General features: G+C 37.1%; 15 protein-coding genes. 6 read left to right on the forward strand and 9 right to left on the reverse strand.

Annotated features, from left to right (window positions below):
* Positions 1-149: 149 nt before the first annotated feature.
* The 5 genes from porU to ACLJX0_RS13590 all read left to right on the forward strand — a co-directional run bounded on the left by porU (position 150) and on the right by ACLJX0_RS13590 (position 7,918).
* The gene (gene porU, locus ACLJX0_RS13570; RefSeq protein ID WP_410881111.1) at positions 150-3,998 is read left to right on the forward strand and encodes a type IX secretion system sortase PorU; all 3,849 of its coding nucleotides are present in this window, start codon (positions 150-152) and stop codon (positions 3,996-3,998) included.
* Between the two features lie 39 nt (positions 3,999-4,037).
* Positions 4,038-5,180, forward strand: coding sequence for a type IX secretion system outer membrane channel protein PorV (gene porV, locus ACLJX0_RS13575; RefSeq protein WP_410881112.1), 1,143 nt, complete (start codon positions 4,038-4,040; stop codon positions 5,178-5,180).
* 87 nt (positions 5,181-5,267) lie between these two features.
* A complete protein-coding gene (locus ACLJX0_RS13580; RefSeq protein WP_410881113.1) occupies positions 5,268-5,750 on the forward strand; it encodes a cytidine deaminase in 483 nt (160 codons plus the stop codon).
* Positions 5,751-5,968: 218 nt separating this feature from the next.
* A complete protein-coding gene (locus tag ACLJX0_RS13585; RefSeq protein ID WP_410881114.1) occupies positions 5,969-7,360 on the forward strand; it encodes a hemolysin family protein in 1,392 nt (463 codons plus the stop codon).
* A 141-nt stretch (positions 7,361-7,501) separates the two neighbouring features.
* Positions 7,502-7,918, forward strand: a complete 417-nt coding sequence (locus ACLJX0_RS13590) for a GNAT family N-acetyltransferase (RefSeq protein WP_410881115.1) — start codon at positions 7,502-7,504, stop codon at positions 7,916-7,918.
* A gap of 189 nt (positions 7,919-8,107) precedes the next feature.
* On the opposite strand, the gene bshC is transcribed toward ACLJX0_RS13590, so the two are convergent.
* The gene (gene bshC / locus ACLJX0_RS13595; protein ID WP_410881116.1) at positions 8,108-9,700 is read right to left on the reverse strand and encodes a bacillithiol biosynthesis cysteine-adding enzyme BshC; all 1,593 of its coding nucleotides are present in this window, start codon (positions 9,698-9,700) and stop codon (positions 8,108-8,110) included.
* 102 nt (positions 9,701-9,802) lie between these two features.
* Complete coding sequence (locus ACLJX0_RS13600) at positions 9,803-11,707, reverse strand: gliding motility-associated C-terminal domain-containing protein (RefSeq protein ID WP_410881117.1); 1,905 nt, start codon at positions 11,705-11,707, stop codon at positions 9,803-9,805.
* 136 nt (positions 11,708-11,843) lie between these two features.
* Here ACLJX0_RS13600 and ACLJX0_RS13605 point away from each other — a divergent pair, with 136 nt between their 5' ends.
* Positions 11,844-14,042, forward strand: a complete 2,199-nt coding sequence (locus ACLJX0_RS13605) for a B12-binding domain-containing radical SAM protein (RefSeq protein WP_410881118.1) — start codon at positions 11,844-11,846, stop codon at positions 14,040-14,042.
* Here ACLJX0_RS13605 and ACLJX0_RS13610 read toward each other — a convergent pair.
* The 7 genes from ACLJX0_RS13610 to ACLJX0_RS13640 all read right to left on the reverse strand — a co-directional run bounded on the left by ACLJX0_RS13610 (position 14,039) and on the right by ACLJX0_RS13640 (position 18,882).
* Entirely contained in the window at positions 14,039-14,380 is a 342-nt protein-coding gene (locus tag ACLJX0_RS13610; RefSeq protein ID WP_410881119.1) for an SdpI family protein, read from the reverse strand. The two genes, ACLJX0_RS13605 and ACLJX0_RS13610, sit on opposite strands and share 4 nt — an antisense overlap.
* A gap of 10 nt (positions 14,381-14,390) precedes the next feature.
* Complete coding sequence (locus tag ACLJX0_RS13615; RefSeq protein ID WP_410881120.1) at positions 14,391-15,326, reverse strand: alpha/beta hydrolase; 936 nt, start codon at positions 15,324-15,326, stop codon at positions 14,391-14,393.
* Between the two features lies 1 nt (position 15,327).
* A complete protein-coding gene (locus ACLJX0_RS13620) occupies positions 15,328-15,909 on the reverse strand; it encodes a hypothetical protein (RefSeq protein WP_410881121.1) in 582 nt (193 codons plus the stop codon).
* 25 nt (positions 15,910-15,934) lie between these two features.
* Positions 15,935-16,216, reverse strand: coding sequence for a DUF2089 domain-containing protein (locus ACLJX0_RS13625; RefSeq protein WP_410881122.1), 282 nt, complete (start codon positions 16,214-16,216; stop codon positions 15,935-15,937).
* A gap of 408 nt (positions 16,217-16,624) precedes the next feature.
* Positions 16,625-16,972, reverse strand: a complete 348-nt coding sequence (locus ACLJX0_RS13630) for an SdpI family protein (RefSeq protein WP_410881123.1) — start codon at positions 16,970-16,972, stop codon at positions 16,625-16,627.
* Between the two features lie 297 nt (positions 16,973-17,269).
* Positions 17,270-17,797: a TlpA family protein disulfide reductase gene (locus ACLJX0_RS13635; RefSeq protein WP_410881124.1), complete on the reverse strand. Its 528-nt coding sequence runs from the start codon at positions 17,795-17,797 to the stop codon at positions 17,270-17,272.
* A gap of 5 nt (positions 17,798-17,802) precedes the next feature.
* The gene (locus tag ACLJX0_RS13640; protein ID WP_410881125.1) at positions 17,803-18,882 is read right to left on the reverse strand and encodes an efflux RND transporter periplasmic adaptor subunit; all 1,080 of its coding nucleotides are present in this window, start codon (positions 18,880-18,882) and stop codon (positions 17,803-17,805) included.
* Between the last annotated feature and the right edge of the window lie 7 nt (positions 18,883-18,889).

An 18,889-nucleotide genomic window follows, 5' to 3' on the forward strand; every position in this document is an offset into this window, starting at 1 on the left:
ATCCTTGCTGTGAATATTTTAAAAAAAACTTAATTTTTATGTCCAAAAATAATTATCATCACCAAAATAACGCTTTTTTTATTCGTGTATTGTGTATGGAAAAAATAATTATTTTTGCCTAGGAACAATTCTTCCTCATGCAAATATATATGAAAATAATTATTAATACACTACTGATTCTTACTTGCTTTACACTTTTTTCTCAGTCGAAAAGACTAGACTTCAAGTGGGACAATAAGTTAGTGGAACAAGCCTTAGCCTCAACTGATTTTGATGCCGTCAAAATAGATAAAAATTTAACATTTGAAAGTGTTAATAATATGTTAATTTACTCAAGTTTGGAACCAAATATTCCAGTTGGGTTTAAAAATAATGTACGAATTCTTCAAGTTTCGTATGAAGATTTAGATGGGAGTTTCTTGTCAGATGAACAGAAAAAACGATATCAAGGAGAGTTAAATGTACAAATTAAAACCGTTCAAATCAATCAATCACCTCAAAGTTATGTGTATTTTTCGCCTATTGTTTATGGAAATGGTGGATTAAAGCGTGTAAAAAGTATCTCGTACCAAGTAGAAAGTGTCTCTTCCGTATCGAATGCCAAGCAAAGTTTCGGTAACAGCGGCAGAAATCTTCCAATGGGTACAGTACTAAAGCAGGGGAATTGGTTTAAATTTGGAGTGACTAAAACGGGAATTTATAAACTAGATAAGAACTTTCTAACGCAACTAGGTGTTCCTGCTTCTGTCGATCCTCGTACGATTCAACTATATGGAGCAGGAGGGAAGATGTTGCCTTTGGTTAATCAGACGGATTATCAAACTGATTTACAGGAAAATAGTATTTATGTGCATGGGGAAGCCAAGGGAACATTCGATGCAGATGATTATGTTTTGTTCTATGGAATAGGAGTAGACCAATGGAATGATGAAAGCTTGACCTATCAGAATTTATATGTGGATGAGGCGATTTATTTTTTGACTTATGGACAGCAACAGGGATTGAGAATTTCCAGTTTTGTTGAACCTACAGAAAGAGAAGTGGCAACTTTAACGGAATTTGATGGGCAGGTGTTTCACGAGCAAGATCTTGTTAATATTGGTAAGTTGGGGAGGAAATGGTTTGGTGAAGAATTCGGAATTGTCAATGAACGCAACTTTTCTTTAGAGTTATTGCATTTGAAAACAAGTGAACCTGTTACCTTTGGTGTTAATACAGCCTCAAGTTCGTACGGAAATACATCCTTTACTTATGCGCTTAACAATCGATTTGTGGGTGCGGTTACCTTTTTCCCGATTCGCACCGCTACAACAAAAGCTTATGAGAGTTTTTTGGAGAAAGAAGCATATTTAAATTCGCCTTTGGTTGAGGTAACGCTTACTTATCAAAATGGAGGGGTGCCCAACTCAAAAGGCTATTTAGATTATATTGAGTTTTTCTATACAGGAAATTTAGTAGGGGGTACCAAACAGTATCGCTTTTCAAATAAAAAAAGCAAAACATTGGATGGTGTTGTGCGATGGAGTATGATGAATACCAATCAGGTCAATCGCATCTGGAATGTAAGCGATGTATCGGCAATAAGTACACTAGTCGTTTCTAATCAGAGTCAGTATAGCTTTAAAACCTATGGTGGGAGAGAACAGTTTTTTCACGTAGAAATTCCAACAGATTACTATACCCCGAAAATGGTAGCGAATAGCCGTGTACGTAATCAAGATATCAAAGGGGTAGTTCAAGCCCAAGGTAAGGTCGATTACCTTATTATTACGAATGATGCTTTTGCTTCAGCAGCACAGCAATTGGCGCAGTTTCACCGTCAACAGAATAATCTAAGTCCTTTGGTGGTAACAGTGGATCAGATATACAATGAATTTTCTTCTGGTCAGCAAGATGGGGCTGCCATTCGAAACTTTGTTCGTTATGTCTATCAAAGTATGCAACAAAGAGGTGGGGAATTAAAATACCTCAATTTATTTGGTACAGGATCTTATGATTACAAGCAGCGAATTGAACAAAATGCTAATATTGTACCGTTGCATTATGGGATGAGTAAGGTGAAAAAAGCGCAGAATAGCAATTCTAATTTTTCTATGTATACTACTTTTATGTCCGATGATTTTTATGGATTGATGGATGAAGGAGAAGGAGATATGCACAATCTTGTCTTTGGAATTGATGTGAGTGTAGGAAGAATTTTAGCGAAAAACGTAGAACAAGCCAATCAGGTTGTACAAAAAATTATAGCGTACCAAGGGGAACAAGCCCGTGGTCGTTGGAAAAATACGTTGGTCGCTATGGCAGACGATGTAGACAAAACATCAGATTATGTTTTACAGGTAGAGACGGATACCATTGTGAATCGCATTGTGTCTCATCATCCGTTTTTTAATGCCAAGAAAATATATTTAGACGCTTATGTACAAGAAACTTCTGCAGGGGGAAATCGTTATCCTCAAGCGCGATTAGATTTTTTAGACGCCATTGAGAAAGGAGCATTGTTCGTCAACTATTTAGGACATGGAGGAGAGGATGGTTTGGCGCAAGAGCGCGTATTTACCATTGAAGATGCTCGAAGATTAACCAATGAAAATAAATATCCTGTTTTCTCCATTATTACCTGTGAATTTAGTCGATTTGATGACCCGAATTATACCAGTGGTGGAGAAGTGCTGTTTAACAATAGTAAAGGAGGGGCTATTGCCCTGATAGGAACCACACGCGAAATAGGAATTGATATTGGACGATTATTAAATCGAACGTTTACCGACTTGTTTTTTGAACATTCGACAACCTATACGATGGCTGATGCCTTGAGACATACAAAAAATACGTATACCAATCGAGATAAAAATGTGGTCTCTTTTATTGGGGATCCAGCGCTGAAAATTGCCTTACCTCACTTGAAGGTTGTCTTGTCTGAGGTGAATGAAGAAGAGGTACAACAAACTGCAACAAATCCCGTTAAGGCTTTGGACTATGTCAACATGAAAGGGGAGGTGCGGGATGAAGGAAATCAATTGGTCGACGCTTTTACGGGAACTTTGGCTGTGGAAATTTATGATAAATACCTAGACAAGAAAACATTAGCTAATGATAATGTGATGAATAATGGTATTCCTTGGGTGATGGATTATCAAACGCTAGGCGAGGTGGTCTTTAGAGGAAATGCCAGTGTAAAAAATGGCGCTTTTTCTTTTGACTTCATTATGCCTAAAGATATTCGACTCAATGAAGGAAAAGGAAAGGTCAGTTTTTATTCGTCTAATCAAACCATTGAGTATACTGGAAATAATGACGATTTGGTAATCGGTGGGTTGAATGAAAATGCACCCAAAGACGTTACTCCTCCTTTAGCGCGATTGTATATGGATAATGAATCTTTTGTATCTGGAGGAGCAACAAGCAATAATCCTGTATTTCTCGCGTTTGTTGAAGATGAAAGCGGAATTAATACGGCAAGTGGGATTGGACATGATATTGTCCTAGTGCTTAATGATCAGGAGGATAAAAGCATTATACTTAACGATTATTATGAAACTGAGCTGGATAATTTTAGAAAAGGAAAAGTAGCCTATCAATTGAAAGACTTGGATCCAGGGATGTACACCATTCAATTTAAGGTATGGGATGTGTACAACAACTTGTCAACTACAGAAATCCAGTTCTTGGTTAAAGAAGATGAAGAGTTAAAAATAGAGAAAGTATTAAATTATCCGAATCCTTTTGTCAACTATACGGAGTTTTGGTTCACGCATAATAGACCTTTTGAGCCTTTGGATGTTCAGGTTCAGATTATGACCATTGCAGGTAGAATTGTCAAGACAATCAATCAGCAAATCACAACAGAAGGAAACTTAAGTCGTGAGATCCAATGGGATGGACGAGATGATTTTGGTGATCGTATTGGAAAAGGGGTCTATATTTATCGCTTGACGGTGCGTTCAACACAGACTGGAAAAAAAGTCGAAAAAATAGAAAAATTAGTTATACTTTAGGAAACAATTATATTTGTATAATATTATAAACACAACTGAATGAAAAATTTCACAGCATTAGTTCTATCTATACTCGGTGGTTCTGCCCTGTACGCACAGACAGAGATGCACCCCATTACAACAGGAGTTCCCTTCTTGACGATTGCAGCAGATGCGCGATCGGCAGCCATGGGAGATATGGGAGTTGCCACGACGACAGATGCTTTTTCACAACAACACAATGCCTCTAAATATGCTTTTGCAGTAAAAGATCAAGGATTTGCTTTAAGTTATACGCCTTATATGTCTAAAATTTCTAGTGGCATGTCCTTGGCGCAAGTTAATTACTACAACAAATACAATGAAAGAAGTGCTTTTTCAGTAGGGTTTCGCTATTTTGGAATGGGAGAGGTAACCTATAGAGAAGATTATAATAGTGTTGGAGCGACCTATAAGCCAAGTGAATTTGCGATTGACGCCTCTTATGCGTTGAAATTAAGTGAGAAATTCGGTATGGCTGTTACGGGACGCTTTATCAATTCCAATCTGAAATTACCCGATACTGGAGATGGAGATGCGTCAAGTGCAAGTACATTTGCTGTAGATATCTCTGGATTTTACCAATCGGATCGTATGTCTTTTTCTGATTTTGACGGCCGTTGGAGATTTGGTTTTAACTTCCAAAACTTAGGTCCTAAAATTAGCTATAGCGATAAACCAACAGGAGATTTCTTGCCTGCTAATTTAAAAGTAGGGGGAGGGTTTGACTTTATTTTAGATGATTATAATACATTAACAATTGGTGCTGAGTTTAATAAATTGTTAGTTCCAACCCCACCAGCGGATATTACAGATCCAGAAGAAATGCGCAAGTACAATGATACAGGTTGGTTCAAAGGCGTATTTAAATCCTTTGGTGATGCGCCAGGTGGTTTTAGTGAAGAGATGAAAGAAATTGCTTGGGCAATGGGAGCAGAATATTGGTATGACAATATGTTTGCCTTTCGTGCAGGTTATTTCAATGAAAATAAAAACAAAGGGGCTAGACAGTATGCTACGTTAGGAGCTGGGTTTAAATATAGTATGATTACAGTTGATTTATCGTATTTATTCTCCACTTCTAAAATCAATAACCCGCTAGAAAATACACTTCGCTTCTCCCTTACATTTGATTTGGGAAGAAAGACGTATCCGAAAGGATAAGTAGAAGAAAAATAGTATATTTGTATTTTAATCCAAACCGTTCAACCTAAAACGAGTTTGGATTTTTCATCTCAAATCGTTTGACATATGAAAAAAGTAGAAGTAGTAACGACATTCATTGAATACGAATCGATTCGCGAATTAGCCACACAAGATCAAGAACTGATGGAAAAGGCCATCGCCATTCGAAAAGATGCTTATGCTCCTTATTCTCAATTTCGCGTAGGTGCTGCTTTACTTTTGGAGGACGGAACTTTTGTATTGGGATCAAATCAAGAAAATGCGGCTTTTCCGTCGGGATTATGTGCAGAACGTACGGCTATTTTTCAGGCTGGGGCGTTGCATCCTAATAAGCGAATCTTAAAAATGGCCATTTCAGCCACCTCGGATGTAAAAGTAACCAATCACCCGATTCCCCCATGTGGTGCGTGTAGACAAAGTATATTAGAGTATGAAGTGAAACAGGCTGAACCTATTGAATTATTTTTTATGGGAGCGGAAGGAATCGTCTGTTATTCGCCCTCTCTTTTGAACCTATTGCCTTTTCACTTCGATGCAAAATCAATGTAAAAGACAAGAAATTTTAACGACACTTAAGTAGAAGAGCGTATAAATGAAAAAGTTTTACCCTCTTGATAGCTAGTTCCTTAACCTAGATAAAAAAAACGAGTGTTAACCTTAAGATTATATCAAATAAATTATTAATTTTGATATGAAATGGCGATGAAACTAAAACTTCGCTTCTAGGTCCCTAAAAAAATTGAACGCGGACCTCTTGAATTTATAAAATGGAGACATACCCCCAGATCATCACAATATTAGCTAGCGCTACTATTGTTCCCGAAGAAATTTCAATTGGTAAGTTATTGCTTACGTTATTCTTAGTATTCCTAAATGGATTTTTTGTGGCAGCAGAGTTTGCTATCGTAAAAGTAAGAACCTCACAAATTGAAGTACATCAAGAATTAAACTCTAAAGTAGCTGGTGTTGCTAAAAATATTGTAGCAAACCTAGATGCCTATTTGGCAGCCACGCAGTTGGGAATTACTTTAGCTTCACTAGGATTAGGTTGGGTTGGAGAAAGTTCATTGACTCCTGTAATTATGAAGATATTTGATTTATTCGGCATGACGGGACCAGAATGGTATTCCGTAGCCAAGAGTATTTCATTTCCAATAGCCTTCGCTATTATTACGATTTTGCATATTGTATTTGGTGAATTAGCACCAAAATCAATAGCGATTCACTTCCCTACGAAAACAACGTTTTCTATCGCTTTGCCATTGCGCGTGTTTTATTTTGTATTCAAGCCAATTATTTGGTTGATGAACGGATTAGCTAATGGTATTTTGCGTTTGTTCGGTATTACACCAGTACACGGTTCGGATATTCACACCGAAGAAGAATTGAAAATGATTATTACCGAAAGTCAAGCCGGTGGTGCGATTGAAGAGACAGAGCGCCTTTTGATTCAAAATGTATTCGATTTTGATGATAGACGCGTAAACAATATTCAAACGCTGCGAAAAAATGTTTCGGCTATTGAAATTAATACCAGCGTAAAGGAAGCAATCGATTATGCAATCACTGAAGGATATTCTCGTTTTCCTGTCTATGATGATTCCCTCGATGACATTAAAGGAGTAATTTATACCAAAGACTTAATGAAAGCAATGATTAAGGATAAAGAGGATGTTTCTTTGGCTTCTTTAATGCGTGAACCGATTTACATTTCTGAAAATGCACTGATTAAAAATGTATTGAAGCAGTTTCAGGCGAAACACCTTCAAATGGCCATTGCAACCAATGAAGTAGGAGAATTTACAGGTATTGTTACTATGGAAGATATCTTGGAAGAATTAGTTGGTGAGATTCAAGATGAATACGATAACGAAGAACCTATCGTTGTTTCTATTGGAGAAGGGGTTTATATGGTAGATGCACACTCGAATATTTCAGATATCAATCGCTGGTTGCCATTTAAATTCGAAGAAAGTGAACATTATGACACCTTAGCTGGACTAATTAGTGAGGTTTGCCCAGATCAAGAGTTGACGGAAGGCGATATCATCGATTTGAGCCACTATACAGGTGAAGTGATGAATATGTATCGAAATTCTGTAGAAAAGGTACAATTAACGCTAAAAGAAGAACACTTAGAAGATATAGCACAAAGCTAAAAAAAAAGGAACCGCGAGGTTCCTTTTTAGTTTACAGTTAACGGTTTACAGTTTATGAACCTCACCCAATCTCACCCAATCTCACCCAATCTCACCAAACCACATCCAACCCACATCCAACCCTCACCTAAAATTTAAAAAATGAATTACCAAGTTATATACCAAACCCTAGACGTACAAACCTATTGTCACTTACGAGTACAAACAGGATTATCTCCTAAAACAGAAGCAGCGGCAGCTCTTGGATTGCGCAATTCCCTGTGCTGTGTCGCAGTCATAAATACAGCGAATAGCAATGAAATTGTCGGTATGGGGCGCCTAGTGGGAGATGGGGCTTGTCATTGTCAAGTAGTAGATATCTGTGTCTTACCCGAACACCAGAAAAAAGGATTGGGCAAATTTATTATGAGTAAGTTGGATGCGTATATTCAGGAGCATATTCCCGATTCCTGTTATGTTAATCTTATTGCAGATGGCGAAGCCTATCGCTTGTATGAGCAATTTGGGTTTAAAGAAGTTTGGCCCGCTTCTCGCGGTATGGGATATACTAAAAAATAACAGTAGGTTGTAAATTATAGGACACAATACAACTAAAAAGAGCTGCTTTTCATGAAAAGCAGCTCTTTTTAGTTGTAGATTTTTTAAAACCATGTATGACTTACTATATTTAATAATGAAGTTATGGTATAAAAACGGTCAACCCTATTTAGGGACGTTCACTGTACATCCATCTCCCTTCACCCATCACTATATTTCAATAATATCAAAGTCCTGATCTAATGGTTGAAGTTGCTGGAAAAGTTTGTCTAGTAATTCATCACCAACTTCTTGATAGAATTGTGCAAAGTTGTAGTAGCGCTCTTGTAAACTATTTTTAGGAAAGAGCTCCAATTGAATCGATAGTATGCGATCGAGTACATCTTGATTTTTTCTCTTCTCCGCTTTCTGTAAGCGTTTTTCTAAGTTAGTAAGCCCCTTAAGTTGTTTTTTTTCTTGTGCTTCGACTGCACCTATAAATGAAGCATCGGTTTGTTTTGCAATTGCTCTCAATTGCTCAAATTGTTGCTGTAAAACCTGACGTTGGGAAGCAAAATCAAAGGAGACATCGGCTAATTCCGCTGTTTTATTTTGCACTAATACGTTTGCTGGAGCAAAGATGTCTGCCCATGTTAGTTGTAATTTATTTAGTTTCTTTATCTGTTTCTCTGTAGCGAGTAAAACGGAGTTTCTCAAGAGTAACATCGGAAAATCAACCTGATGTAAATCAAATACAGGTTTTAATTGCAACCAGTAAGCTAATTCTCCACCTCCGCCAATATAGCACAGATTCGGTAAAATAGTCTCCTGATATAAGGGACGCATAATCACATTCGGACTAAAGCGTTCGGGGTGATGTTGCAACTCCTCTAGGATTTCTTCTTTTGAAAAGGAAAGGGCGGTATTGTTGATTCTATAGCGATTATCCTCCCAAATAATACGTTCGCGCAATTGATCTTGAATGTAGAACAAATTGATGTCTCGAGGGGTAACTTGGATAAAATAATCTTTTAGAATGGCATACGTTTTTTCTACTTCAGTAATTGCATTTTTTTGGAGTAATTCTTGTTGCATGGACGGGACGAAAAGCGATTTTAGAGGAGCATAATCCCCATCGATAATAACTAATCCATAGGCTTCAAACAAAGCATTAGCCAAATAGCGTGTAGCGTCGGCTAAATTATCGTGTTGTAGGTAGCTGGCCTCGAATAGGGCTTTGAGCTTTTTAGCGTGATTTCCTGCGTTTAATTGTCCTTTAAATACCTCATACACCTTATCTAGTGACGCAGTACTCAATCGACCTACAGGGCCTTTACTCTCTTGGTCCCAACATATTTTTTTATCTTGAAAGTAGAAGTGATTGATCTCTTCAAAATCGTGATCCTCTGTAGCCATCCAATAAACGGGAACAAAGTTGTATTCAGGATAGTGTTGTTTGAGTTCTTTGGTTAAATTAATGGTAGAGACAATTTTGTATAAAAAATACAAAGGTCCCGTAAATAGATTCAACTGATGCCCTGTTGTGACAGTAAATGTATTTTCTTCCTTTAGTAAGGCAATGTTTTGCAGGGTTGCTGCCGAGGGAGTTATCCCTTCTTTATATTGCTCTACCAAAGCATCATGTAAAACAAGGCGCTTTTTGGCTGTGAAATGTTGCTGTTTGGCCTGTATTTGCAAGTTGAAATTAGCCAATGTAGGAAAATGGTTATAGAGTGGTTTAAGTTTCGCTGCTTGGTTGAGGTAATCAACCATAAGCTGAGAAAAGTAACCCGCGTTTTGAAAGGTTATATTGGGTGCAGTCATAAGACAGTAAATCAATTAGAAAGTTTGTTTTAAAAAAAAAGTTTTACTATCAAGATAGTAAAACTTTTTAAGTATAGTAAAATTACGGTTTTATTTCAAATATTAATGCATTAATTCAATCCAACCTGAATAAACACCTCGAAGGGATTCAAAATAGTACCAATACGTTCCACTAGGAAGTTTCGTACTACCATTGGATTGCCCATACCATTCTTTGGTGTATCCTCCTGTTTTTTTGTACACTTCAACACCATATCGATTGAATATTTTTAGATTTACTACACCATAAGGAGTAAGATCCCAAAAATCGTTCTGTCCATCTCCATTGGGAGAAATTCCCTTAGGGATAAAACAGCCTTTAGTTGTAATGGTGAAGCTATCTTCAAAGGTACAATCGTTTAATTTCGCTTGTCCATAGTCTTTTTTGGCGTGAATGTAAATGGTTTTAGGACCATATAAGATACTTTCTGGCATGTTAAAATCAATTTTCTCTCCCCCTTTATTTGGTTCTAAATAATACGCATATCCCTCTGGTAGATCAGGTAGTCTGTACGGTTTACATTCGGTGGTTACCTGATCTTCTATTCTAAATCTCGGTATAGCATGTAAGCGAATTTCCGATGTGGTCGTGCAGGTATTTTGGTCCATTATTTTAACTGTAAGTAATTGTTCTTCATAGTAAGGGACCACATGGTTCGCGGGATCTTCTATCGGATTACGTTCCAGTTCTGCGTCTTCTAGTGAATAGAAAAACTGAATGTTGTATTTTTCTGGATCTTTACTTCCAAAAATAGTTTCAAGGGTTTGATCTAAATTATAGCTTAATCCCGCCTCGGTTTCTGTTGCACAAAATTCCGAATAAGTGAAAGAAGTACTTTTTACATCAATGGTATTGACCGTTAATTGTAAGGGAATCTCAACGGGACATTTGTCGTCAATAGTCATGCGAATGGTAATCGTTTTGTTATTCGACTTATAGATTTTTGGGGTGTTAATTTTTTTGATCGTATCATTGAAAGGTTCAAAGTAAGTAAAATCAATGATTCCTCTGTGGTTTTCACTGAGAAGAGTTTCAAATTTAGTCAAGTCAAATGTGGCGTTCTTTTCTTTATCTTTTACTTCCTCTACACACAAGGCATATTTTAAAGGCTTTTTGGGGATTTTTGGTTTTTCATTGGCTAGTAAGGAAATAGTCATTGTTTTAAAATAAATACCGTTAGCTCTTTTGAAACGAGCATAAATTTCTTTGGGACTATCTTCTAGTGTAACCGTAAAAGGAGATTCTAATACATTTGTTGCTAATGGATTTTTTGCATCAGTTGCGGATTCAAAGAAATCAATAATAAAGGAGTTGTCAATATTGTTAATATCTGTTTTAATCAAATCTAAATCAAAGATTTCATTTTCATCATAGTTTTCGTCACATTGTTCATATTTTTTTTCAGTAAGATCACAGTTTAATACAGCATCACCACCAAAAGATAGGGTAAAGCCTGCATCCGTTGCTGACCAACGGTTAACAGCTATTAAAATTCCATCTCCTGGACTAACATCGTAATAACGAACAAAACCAGGTACTGTTGCTGTAGTTCCCATTAATTCTGTTGCCCCTGGAATTTCACATATCATGGTTTCTGTTAATGATAAACCAATATCATATTGTCGAGCATTCACCCCATCATTTTGTGAGCCACGATCAGCCGGACCTAAATTGGTTAAATCTGGATTTTTCCAAGAAGCAAAGTCGTAATCAACGGCTGCTTGTGGACTAACTCTAAAAGTGAAGGTAGATCCAGATTTTATTTCTACGTAGAATAGCGTTAAAGAGCTTGATAAAGGATCAAATGGACCACAACTAGTCCGCAAGGTCGTGTAGTTAGTACTTTGTGGAGTTTGCCCAACCACCTGTTGGTTAGAACATATTACAATTACATCATCAGGGTTTATTCGTTGTGAATATATTAAATTGGATGCTATTAGGGATATAATTAGTAGTAATTTCTTCATGTTGTTAGTTTTTGGGTTGAGTGTACGGTAAATATAACTTAAAATTAACTTAAAATAAATCAATTGGAGGAGAAAAATTTAAAATATTATTTATACTAAAAAAATGTAGGTAATTTTGTCGCTTAAATTATTGAGGGTGCAAACGACAATTACTTTAATTACTCCGCCTTTTACACAGCTGAATACGCCTTATCCAGCGACTGCCTATATTACGGGCTTTCTGAATACTTTGTCTATCTCAAGCTATCAGAGCGATTTGGGAATCGAAGTTATTTTACAGCTATTTAGCAAAAAAGGACTGATTCGCTTATTTGATTATATTCACACTGTAGTCGAAGAAGTCAACGGAAATACCCATCGGATGTTGGCCTTGGAAACAGAGTATATCGCTACCATTGAGGCAGTGATTAAGTTTTTGCAAGGGAAAAATCCTACGTTTGCCCATACAATTATTAAAGAAGATTTTTTGCCCCGTGCTTCGCGCTTTGAACAATTAGAAGAATTGGAATGGGCCTTTGGTTCCATGGGGATTCAAGACCAAGCCAAGCATTTAGCTACCTTATATTTAGAAGATTTAGCTGACTTAATTGTCGATACGGTTGATCCTCATTTTGGATTTAGTCGTTATGCAGAGCGTTTAGGGCGATCGGCTCATACGTTTGATGAGCTATATGAATCGCTCCAACAACCGTTGACCTTTATTGATGAATTGACGATTGAACTGTTGACGGAGATCATTGCGCAATCCAATCCTAAGATTGTCGGATTCTCTGTTCCCTTTCCGGGGAACTTGTACAGTGCTTTTCGCTGTGCACAGTGGATCAAACAAAATCATCCCACAATAAAGGTGACCATGGGAGGTGGCTATCCCAATACGGAATTACGCTCTTTATCCGATGCTCGCGTATTTGAGTTTTTTGATTTTATTACCTTAGATGATGGGGAAGCTCCTTTAGAGAACTTGATTCTACACGTAGAAGGAAAATTAACGCAAGAAGAATTGAAACGCACCTTCGTCTGTAACGAGGGAGAAGTGCGTTATATCAATAATCCACTAAAACGCGATTACAAACAAGCAGACGTAGGAACCCCTGATTATTCGAGCTTAAAGCTCAATGAGTATATTTCTGTAATAGAAGTGGTTAATCCGATGCACCGTATGTGGAGTGATGGACGTTGGAATAAATTGACGATGGCTCATGGTTGTTATTGGGGAAAATGTACCTTTTGTGATATTAGTTTAGATTATATCAAGGTATATGAACCTGTAGCCGCGAAGTTGATTGTCGATCGGATGGAAACGTTGATTGCACAAACAGGTGAGACGGGGTTTCACTTTGTGGATGAAGCGGCACCACCCGCTTTGATGCGGGAGGTCGCGTTAGAAATTATTCGCCGTAAGATTACCGTTTCTTGGTGGACGAATATTCGCTTTGAGAAGAGCTTTACGCGTGATTTATGTCAGTTATTGAAAGCTTCGGGTTGTATTGCTGTTTCTGGAGGATTGGAAGTTGCTTCGGATCGGTTGTTAAAACTCATCGAAAAAGGAGTAACGGTGGAACAAGTAGCTCGTGTAAATCGAAATTTTACAGAAGCAGGAATTTTGGTTCACGCCTACTTGATGTATGGATTTCCAACGCAAACGGCTCAAGAAACGATAGACAGTTTAGAAATGGTACGCCAACTATTTGAGGCAGGTATTATGCAATCGGGTTTTTGGCATCAATTTGCCATGACTGCTCATTCACCAGTGGGAATGAACCCTGAAGAATATAAAGTGATTGCACAAAAAACAGAAGATAGTGCTTTCGCCAATAACGATGTCCCTCACGTAGAAATGAATGGGGCTATTCACGATAAATTCTCTTTTGGATTAAAGAAATCCCTGTTTAACTTTATGCATGGCATGTGTCTGGATTGGCCTTTAAATGAGTGGTTTGACTTCAAAGTCCCTCGTACATCTATTCGCCCCGATTATATTGCTACTTGCTTGGAAAGTGAACTTTTCCCAACGTATAGAGGAAATCAAAAAATTGTTTGGTTGGGTACGTATCCCTATAAAGAGTATTTCGATAAAAAGAAAAAAGGAAACGTTTTTGAAATGGTCAACCTTATCTTTTATACCAAGAACGATACCCTTACGGTTAGTTTGGATCGAGAAGAAGGGGATTGGTTTGCCGCATTTATTGAGGAGTTAAAAGGTAGTGCCACACAGACCAAGACCTACCAAGAGATGAAAACGAGTTTTGAAACCACTTGTTCTACAGACTTTGAACCTTTTTGGTATTCCAAGCCTGTACAACAGTTGCGTGAAATGGCTTTGCTTGTGGTTTAAAATTTGTTGCTTTTTTCAAAGCAATATAAACGGTACTCTGTATAGAGAATAACTGAAAGAAGTCCACCGCCAATCAAAATCATTTCAGCTAAATTAAAATAGGCGGAAGGTAAGATAGCAAAGTAAAAAAGCGTATTGACCAAGAGCAATGTTAGACCCAAAAAGAGTAGGAGTTGTCCACTTAGTTTTTGGGAAAAATCCCAATTGGCTTGATTTTTCATGCTGCGAGGTGTACGATAGCCTATCGGACCAATTTGCTTACACTGTGGTAGCACAAAAGCGACAGCAAGAAATATAATGGGGGCAAAAAAGAGATTAAAAAGAAGGTTATCTGACATATGAACTTGTTTAAGGTATTAGAATAAAGGACACCAGGGTCGGAACTAGTTCGGGATGTAGCGGAAAAGAAGGGGCTCCATAGCTTTTCATATTGTCTTCCTCTTTGTCAATTTGTTTTAATACGTGATTCATGTTTTTCAAGGTCACACGTTTAGCCTTGGGATTCGCTTGACTCAACAAATCGCCTTGTTTTATTGGAACTTGTAAATCTTTATCTCCATCAATAATCAAGACGGGTTGTTTAATTTTTGCTATTTCTACACGAGGGTCATATTGTATCCACGAAATTAAGTATGGTTGTACGCTAGGACGATACAACGCCTGAAGCATAGAGGGGATATTCTCTACCGTTTGCCCTTTTTTGAGGGACGCATTAATTTCTGCTACTTTTGGACCTAAAGCTGGTAATTGTTGCATAACTTGTTCATAAATAAGCTGATCTGCAGTTGTTCCAGGGCCTTGTAAGGAGACGAATTTCGTAACTTTAGCCGACTTGTTTGCTAAAAGGTTGGCCACTAGAGCACCTTCACTATGCCCCACTAAGGTAATACGGGAATATTGTGGAGCAAAATAAGCAACAATCAGGGCTAAATCCGTTACTCCATCTTCGAAACGCCCCTCTTCTTCTTTTATTTGATTGGCTTTTAGTTGTGCAATAATGCGTTTGTCATAGGTAAAGACAGCAATGTTTTGAAGCGCTAAAGCAGAGGCTAACATTTTATACGAATCACCTTTTAATCCTATATAGCTATTTCCATTGCGATTGGTCGGTCCTGATCCAGGTACAATAATAACGAGATTCTCGTTTTGGGGCGTTGTGGTATATAGATCACCTAATAACTGCGGATCAATTGCAATTTCTTTGATGCTAGGCGTTTGAGCCATTCCCACTAGCGCAGTCAAAAGAGTAAACAGAAAAATAAAGAAATGAATAAGAACTTTCATATTAGTATAGGGTTGTTAGTAAGCGAGTTAAAAGGTCAATCCCAAGAGTTAAGACAATAAATATAATAATGTGTCCTGGTTTCTTTAGATGTGTAGCGGTCTTAAATCCTTGATAGAGATAATAACCAAAGACAATTAAAAGTAGTAAACAAAATATAGCAAAAATCAGAATCGGAAGGAAACCTTCCATTTGATTGGTTATAGCCTCTGGATTACTAATCGATTGGATGAGTGCTTTTTGTTTGTTGCTGATATAGCCCTTGATATCAAAAAAAAGTGGAAGAAACAAAGGGATCCGCGCAATAATAATGGTATTGAAAATATCGATCCATCGTGTTTTTGGATTGATGATTCGACCAAAGATAAATAATGCAAGAGCCATTGCGATTGAACTAATAGTATAATCGCAAATCGCTTGTAAAAAAGTTGGGGGTTGATCTAGGGCGGTCAGTTGCAAAATAGAAATGATGCGCGTATGCGTGATAAGTTGTAGCAGGCAACTGAGCAGGCCAATAACTAGTCCAAATAGAAGTAATTGTTTTTCTTGAAAATAAGTAAAAGGTTGAAGTAAACTATTTTTCATATTGATGGTGTTGGTTGCGGTTGTCTTATTGATTTTGTAGTTTTTTAATATGGTCAATCATGTCATCTAATTTATTTCGCACGGTTGGATAACTAATATTCATTTGCTGTGCCATTTGTTTCAAACTACCGCTGTAAAGAAAAAATTGCAAAATAAAGTCTTGTTCCTCTTGCGTTAATTGGGAGAGTAGAGGAAGATTAAATTGTCCACCTACGATTGTTTCACAATGTTCACAGGCTAATTGTGTCACGTGTAATTTATTATGGCAACTTGGACAATGGGTAGGTAATTTGTGTTTTGTTTTCAATTTTTTTAATTTTCTTAAGCACTAATTTAATAAAATTTATTTTAATATAAATAATAATTATTTAAATCAATTCAAAATTGATTTCTTAGCCTCTATTTTTAGTCTTGTTCTCGCTTCTTTTTTTATGTTAGCAAGGTGAGTGGGTGTTGAGAGCAAGGTGAGTCTATAAAAAAGGGTGGTTTTAATGGACTTAGTATGGAGACACTATGGAGACACTATGGACACACCCTATAAAAAAAAGGTAAGAACCCATACAAGCTCTTACCTTTTTTGCGTAAGTAAAATAATATTGTTTGATAAAAAACCTCTTTCTTGCCCCAGTAGTAGTAGTGATTTTAAAGCAAAGTAAAATGTTTTCTGGCTGTTGTAATCGTTAGCACAAGAAAGAGGAAGAAATAATAATTGAAATTATTTTTGAATATAGTTTTTATTGATTTTTTGATCTACTTTTTCCAAAACCATTTCTGTATGGATGATGGTATATAAGACACAAAAGATATTGGCAGTAATCATAATTGCCTGTACGGTTTGTGCTGCGTAGTCGAATTGAGCTAAGGTATAATTCATACAAATGAGAAATAAACTAGCTGCAATAAGAGACGAGCTACTGGTGCGTTGTGCGATGCGCCAGTGTTTATCATCTTTTAAAGCATTATGACTTCGGTAGCCTAGTAAGTTCACCTGTTTAAAATGAAAAAGTAGGTTGAAGAAGCCGATTAAGCCTAAAACTACTGGAAATATGTATAGTAGCGTCATTTATTTTGTTTTTTGATTGGTTTTGGTATTTGCTAAAATAAACAAAAAATTAACTTAAACTTAATCTTAAGGCCTAAAAGAAAAGAATTATTTGTTTTTTAATATTTTAAGGGATAGTGAAGTGTTTATTCTTTTATTTTTTCTTAATAGCTAATTTTATTGCTCTTAATTCAGTAAAATCGCAGTGTTATTAGTGTATCTGTTTTTAGAATAAATTAAAAATGAAGAAAAAATAGATAAAAAAACAGCCTACTGGGGTTCAGTGGACTGTTTTCTAACTGTTTGAAAATAATTAATTTACAATTTCAAAACCTGATTCATAAATTGTTCTACTTCTTCTGAAGCAAAGTCAACCCCGCCTACAATGCGTTGAATCATATTGCCGTTTTTATCAAAGATGATTGTGGTAGGAATAGAAGATCCTAAATACGTACTTGAAACGGTAGCTGCTGGTGTATATACTGGAAGATCAAGCTTTCGCTTATCCATAAAAGCTTTCGCTTTTTCGTGATTTCCATCAATATCTACAAGTAAAAAAACGACATCTTTGTTTTTCATTTTCTCTTTCAAAGTCTGAATAGAAGGCATTTCCTTAATGCATGGCGGGCACCAAGTAGCCCAAAAGTTAACAAAAACCACTTTCCCTTGAAGGGAACTCAGCGAAACTTTGTTTCCTTTGGCATCTAAAAATACAGCATCCGTTGTTTGGGTATTAACTGTTGGGTTTGTTTTTTGTTGGGCATAAAGGGAGAACGACCCGCTTAAACTCAATCCTAAGACCAAGGCAAGTCCCCAAAATCTTTGTTTTATTTTTTGTTGAATCATATAAATTATTTTTTTGCGTTTTTCATATCTTCTGTCGGCTTATTTACTACTACATCTGTTTTAGTTAGCGAGCCGAATATTTCGGTAATTGTATCCAATTGTACACCTAATTCCACGGGAACTCTCGTTAGTTGATCCCCGTTTTTGGTAAGAACAAAATTTCCTGATTGTGTATTGAGGATACTTTTAGTCGCAATCCACAGCGTTGGTTGTTTGCGCTGTAGGTTGAGTTTTACTTGTGCATAATCTCCACCTTGTAATTTTCTGGTGTGATTATCAATATCAAATTCTAAAGTTAGCGAGCGATCATGTTGATTGAGTACGCCCGAAGTGCGGGAAAGTGGAGCCTTGAATTGCTCTCCTGGATAGGCGCTAATGCTAAAGGTCGCCGCTGTGGTTGACGAGATGGCTGCCGCGTGTTTTTCTGGAATAGAAACTGTTAGACGCAATTGATTGTTTTGAGCCATCTCAAAAATAGGAGGTGTACTGTTAGTGCCTACCAATGAACCACTGGATAGATGACGTTGAGTAATAATCCCATCAAATGGCGCTATAATGCGTAAATAATCCTGCAATTGTTTGGCTTGCGCTGTACTGGCTTTGGCTGATTCAAAAGCAGCTTTCGCACTGTTCATCGTGCTTTGTGCTCGCTCTAACTCCACTTGAGCCACAGCACCTGTCGTACTAGAAGCTTCAACCAAGCGGTCGTGTACTTGTTTTGCTAATAGGTAATCACTATAGGCTTTGTCCTGGATGGATTGATCAGACAATGCACGTTGGTTCAGTTCTGGCGCTTCTAGTACCGCCAATAGCTGACCTTTTTTTACGTAATCACCTCGGTCTACATATAAATGTTTGATAAAACCTGATACTTTCGCGTAAAGTGCTACTTGTTCATAGGGTTTGATTTCACCTGGTACACTGATGGTATAAGTGGGATTTAATTCCTGTAAGATAGAAGTGCTTAGTTCTTGAGCAACAGGTAGCTGTGTTTCCTTTGCTTCGGTTGATGTATTGTCCTTGCACGCCGTAAAAAATACAGCGCTACTCAATAGTGCAAGGGATAAAATGGAATATCGTTTCATAAGTATG

Source organism: Myroides sp. DW712 (assembly GCF_046557355.1).
In the GTDB taxonomy this organism is placed as follows: domain Bacteria; phylum Bacteroidota; class Bacteroidia; order Flavobacteriales; family Flavobacteriaceae; genus Flavobacterium.

Bases quoted from the DNA above. Each gene is read 5' to 3' on its own strand.
- ACLJX0_RS13580 (WP_410881113.1), top strand. From the start codon at position 5,268: ATGAAAAAAGTAGAAGTAGTAACGACATTCATTGAATACGAATCGATT.
- ACLJX0_RS13585 (WP_410881114.1), top strand. From the start codon at position 5,969: ATGGAGACATACCCCCAGATCATCACAATATTAGCTAGCGCTACTATT.
- ACLJX0_RS13610 (WP_410881119.1), bottom strand. From the start codon at position 14,380: ATGTCAGATAACCTTCTTTTTAATCTCTTTTTTGCCCCCATTATATTT.
- bshC (WP_410881116.1), bottom strand. From the start codon at position 9,700: ATGACTGCACCCAATATAACCTTTCAAAACGCGGGTTACTTTTCTCAG.
- ACLJX0_RS13620 (WP_410881121.1), bottom strand. From the start codon at position 15,909: ATGAAAAATAGTTTACTTCAACCTTTTACTTATTTTCAAGAAAAACAA.
- ACLJX0_RS13635 (WP_410881124.1), bottom strand. From the start codon at position 17,797: ATGATTCAACAAAAAATAAAACAAAGATTTTGGGGACTTGCCTTGGTC.
- ACLJX0_RS13600 (WP_410881117.1), bottom strand. From the start codon at position 11,707: ATGAAGAAATTACTACTAATTATATCCCTAATAGCATCCAATTTAATA.
- porV (WP_410881112.1), top strand. From the start codon at position 4,038: ATGAAAAATTTCACAGCATTAGTTCTATCTATACTCGGTGGTTCTGCC.
- porU (WP_410881111.1), top strand. From the start codon at position 150: ATGAAAATAATTATTAATACACTACTGATTCTTACTTGCTTTACACTT.
- ACLJX0_RS13590 (WP_410881115.1), top strand. From the start codon at position 7,502: ATGAATTACCAAGTTATATACCAAACCCTAGACGTACAAACCTATTGT.
- ACLJX0_RS13630 (WP_410881123.1), bottom strand. From the start codon at position 16,972: ATGACGCTACTATACATATTTCCAGTAGTTTTAGGCTTAATCGGCTTC.
- ACLJX0_RS13640 (WP_410881125.1), bottom strand. From the start codon at position 18,882: ATGAAACGATATTCCATTTTATCCCTTGCACTATTGAGTAGCGCTGTA.
- ACLJX0_RS13615 (WP_410881120.1), bottom strand. From the start codon at position 15,326: ATGAAAGTTCTTATTCATTTCTTTATTTTTCTGTTTACTCTTTTGACT.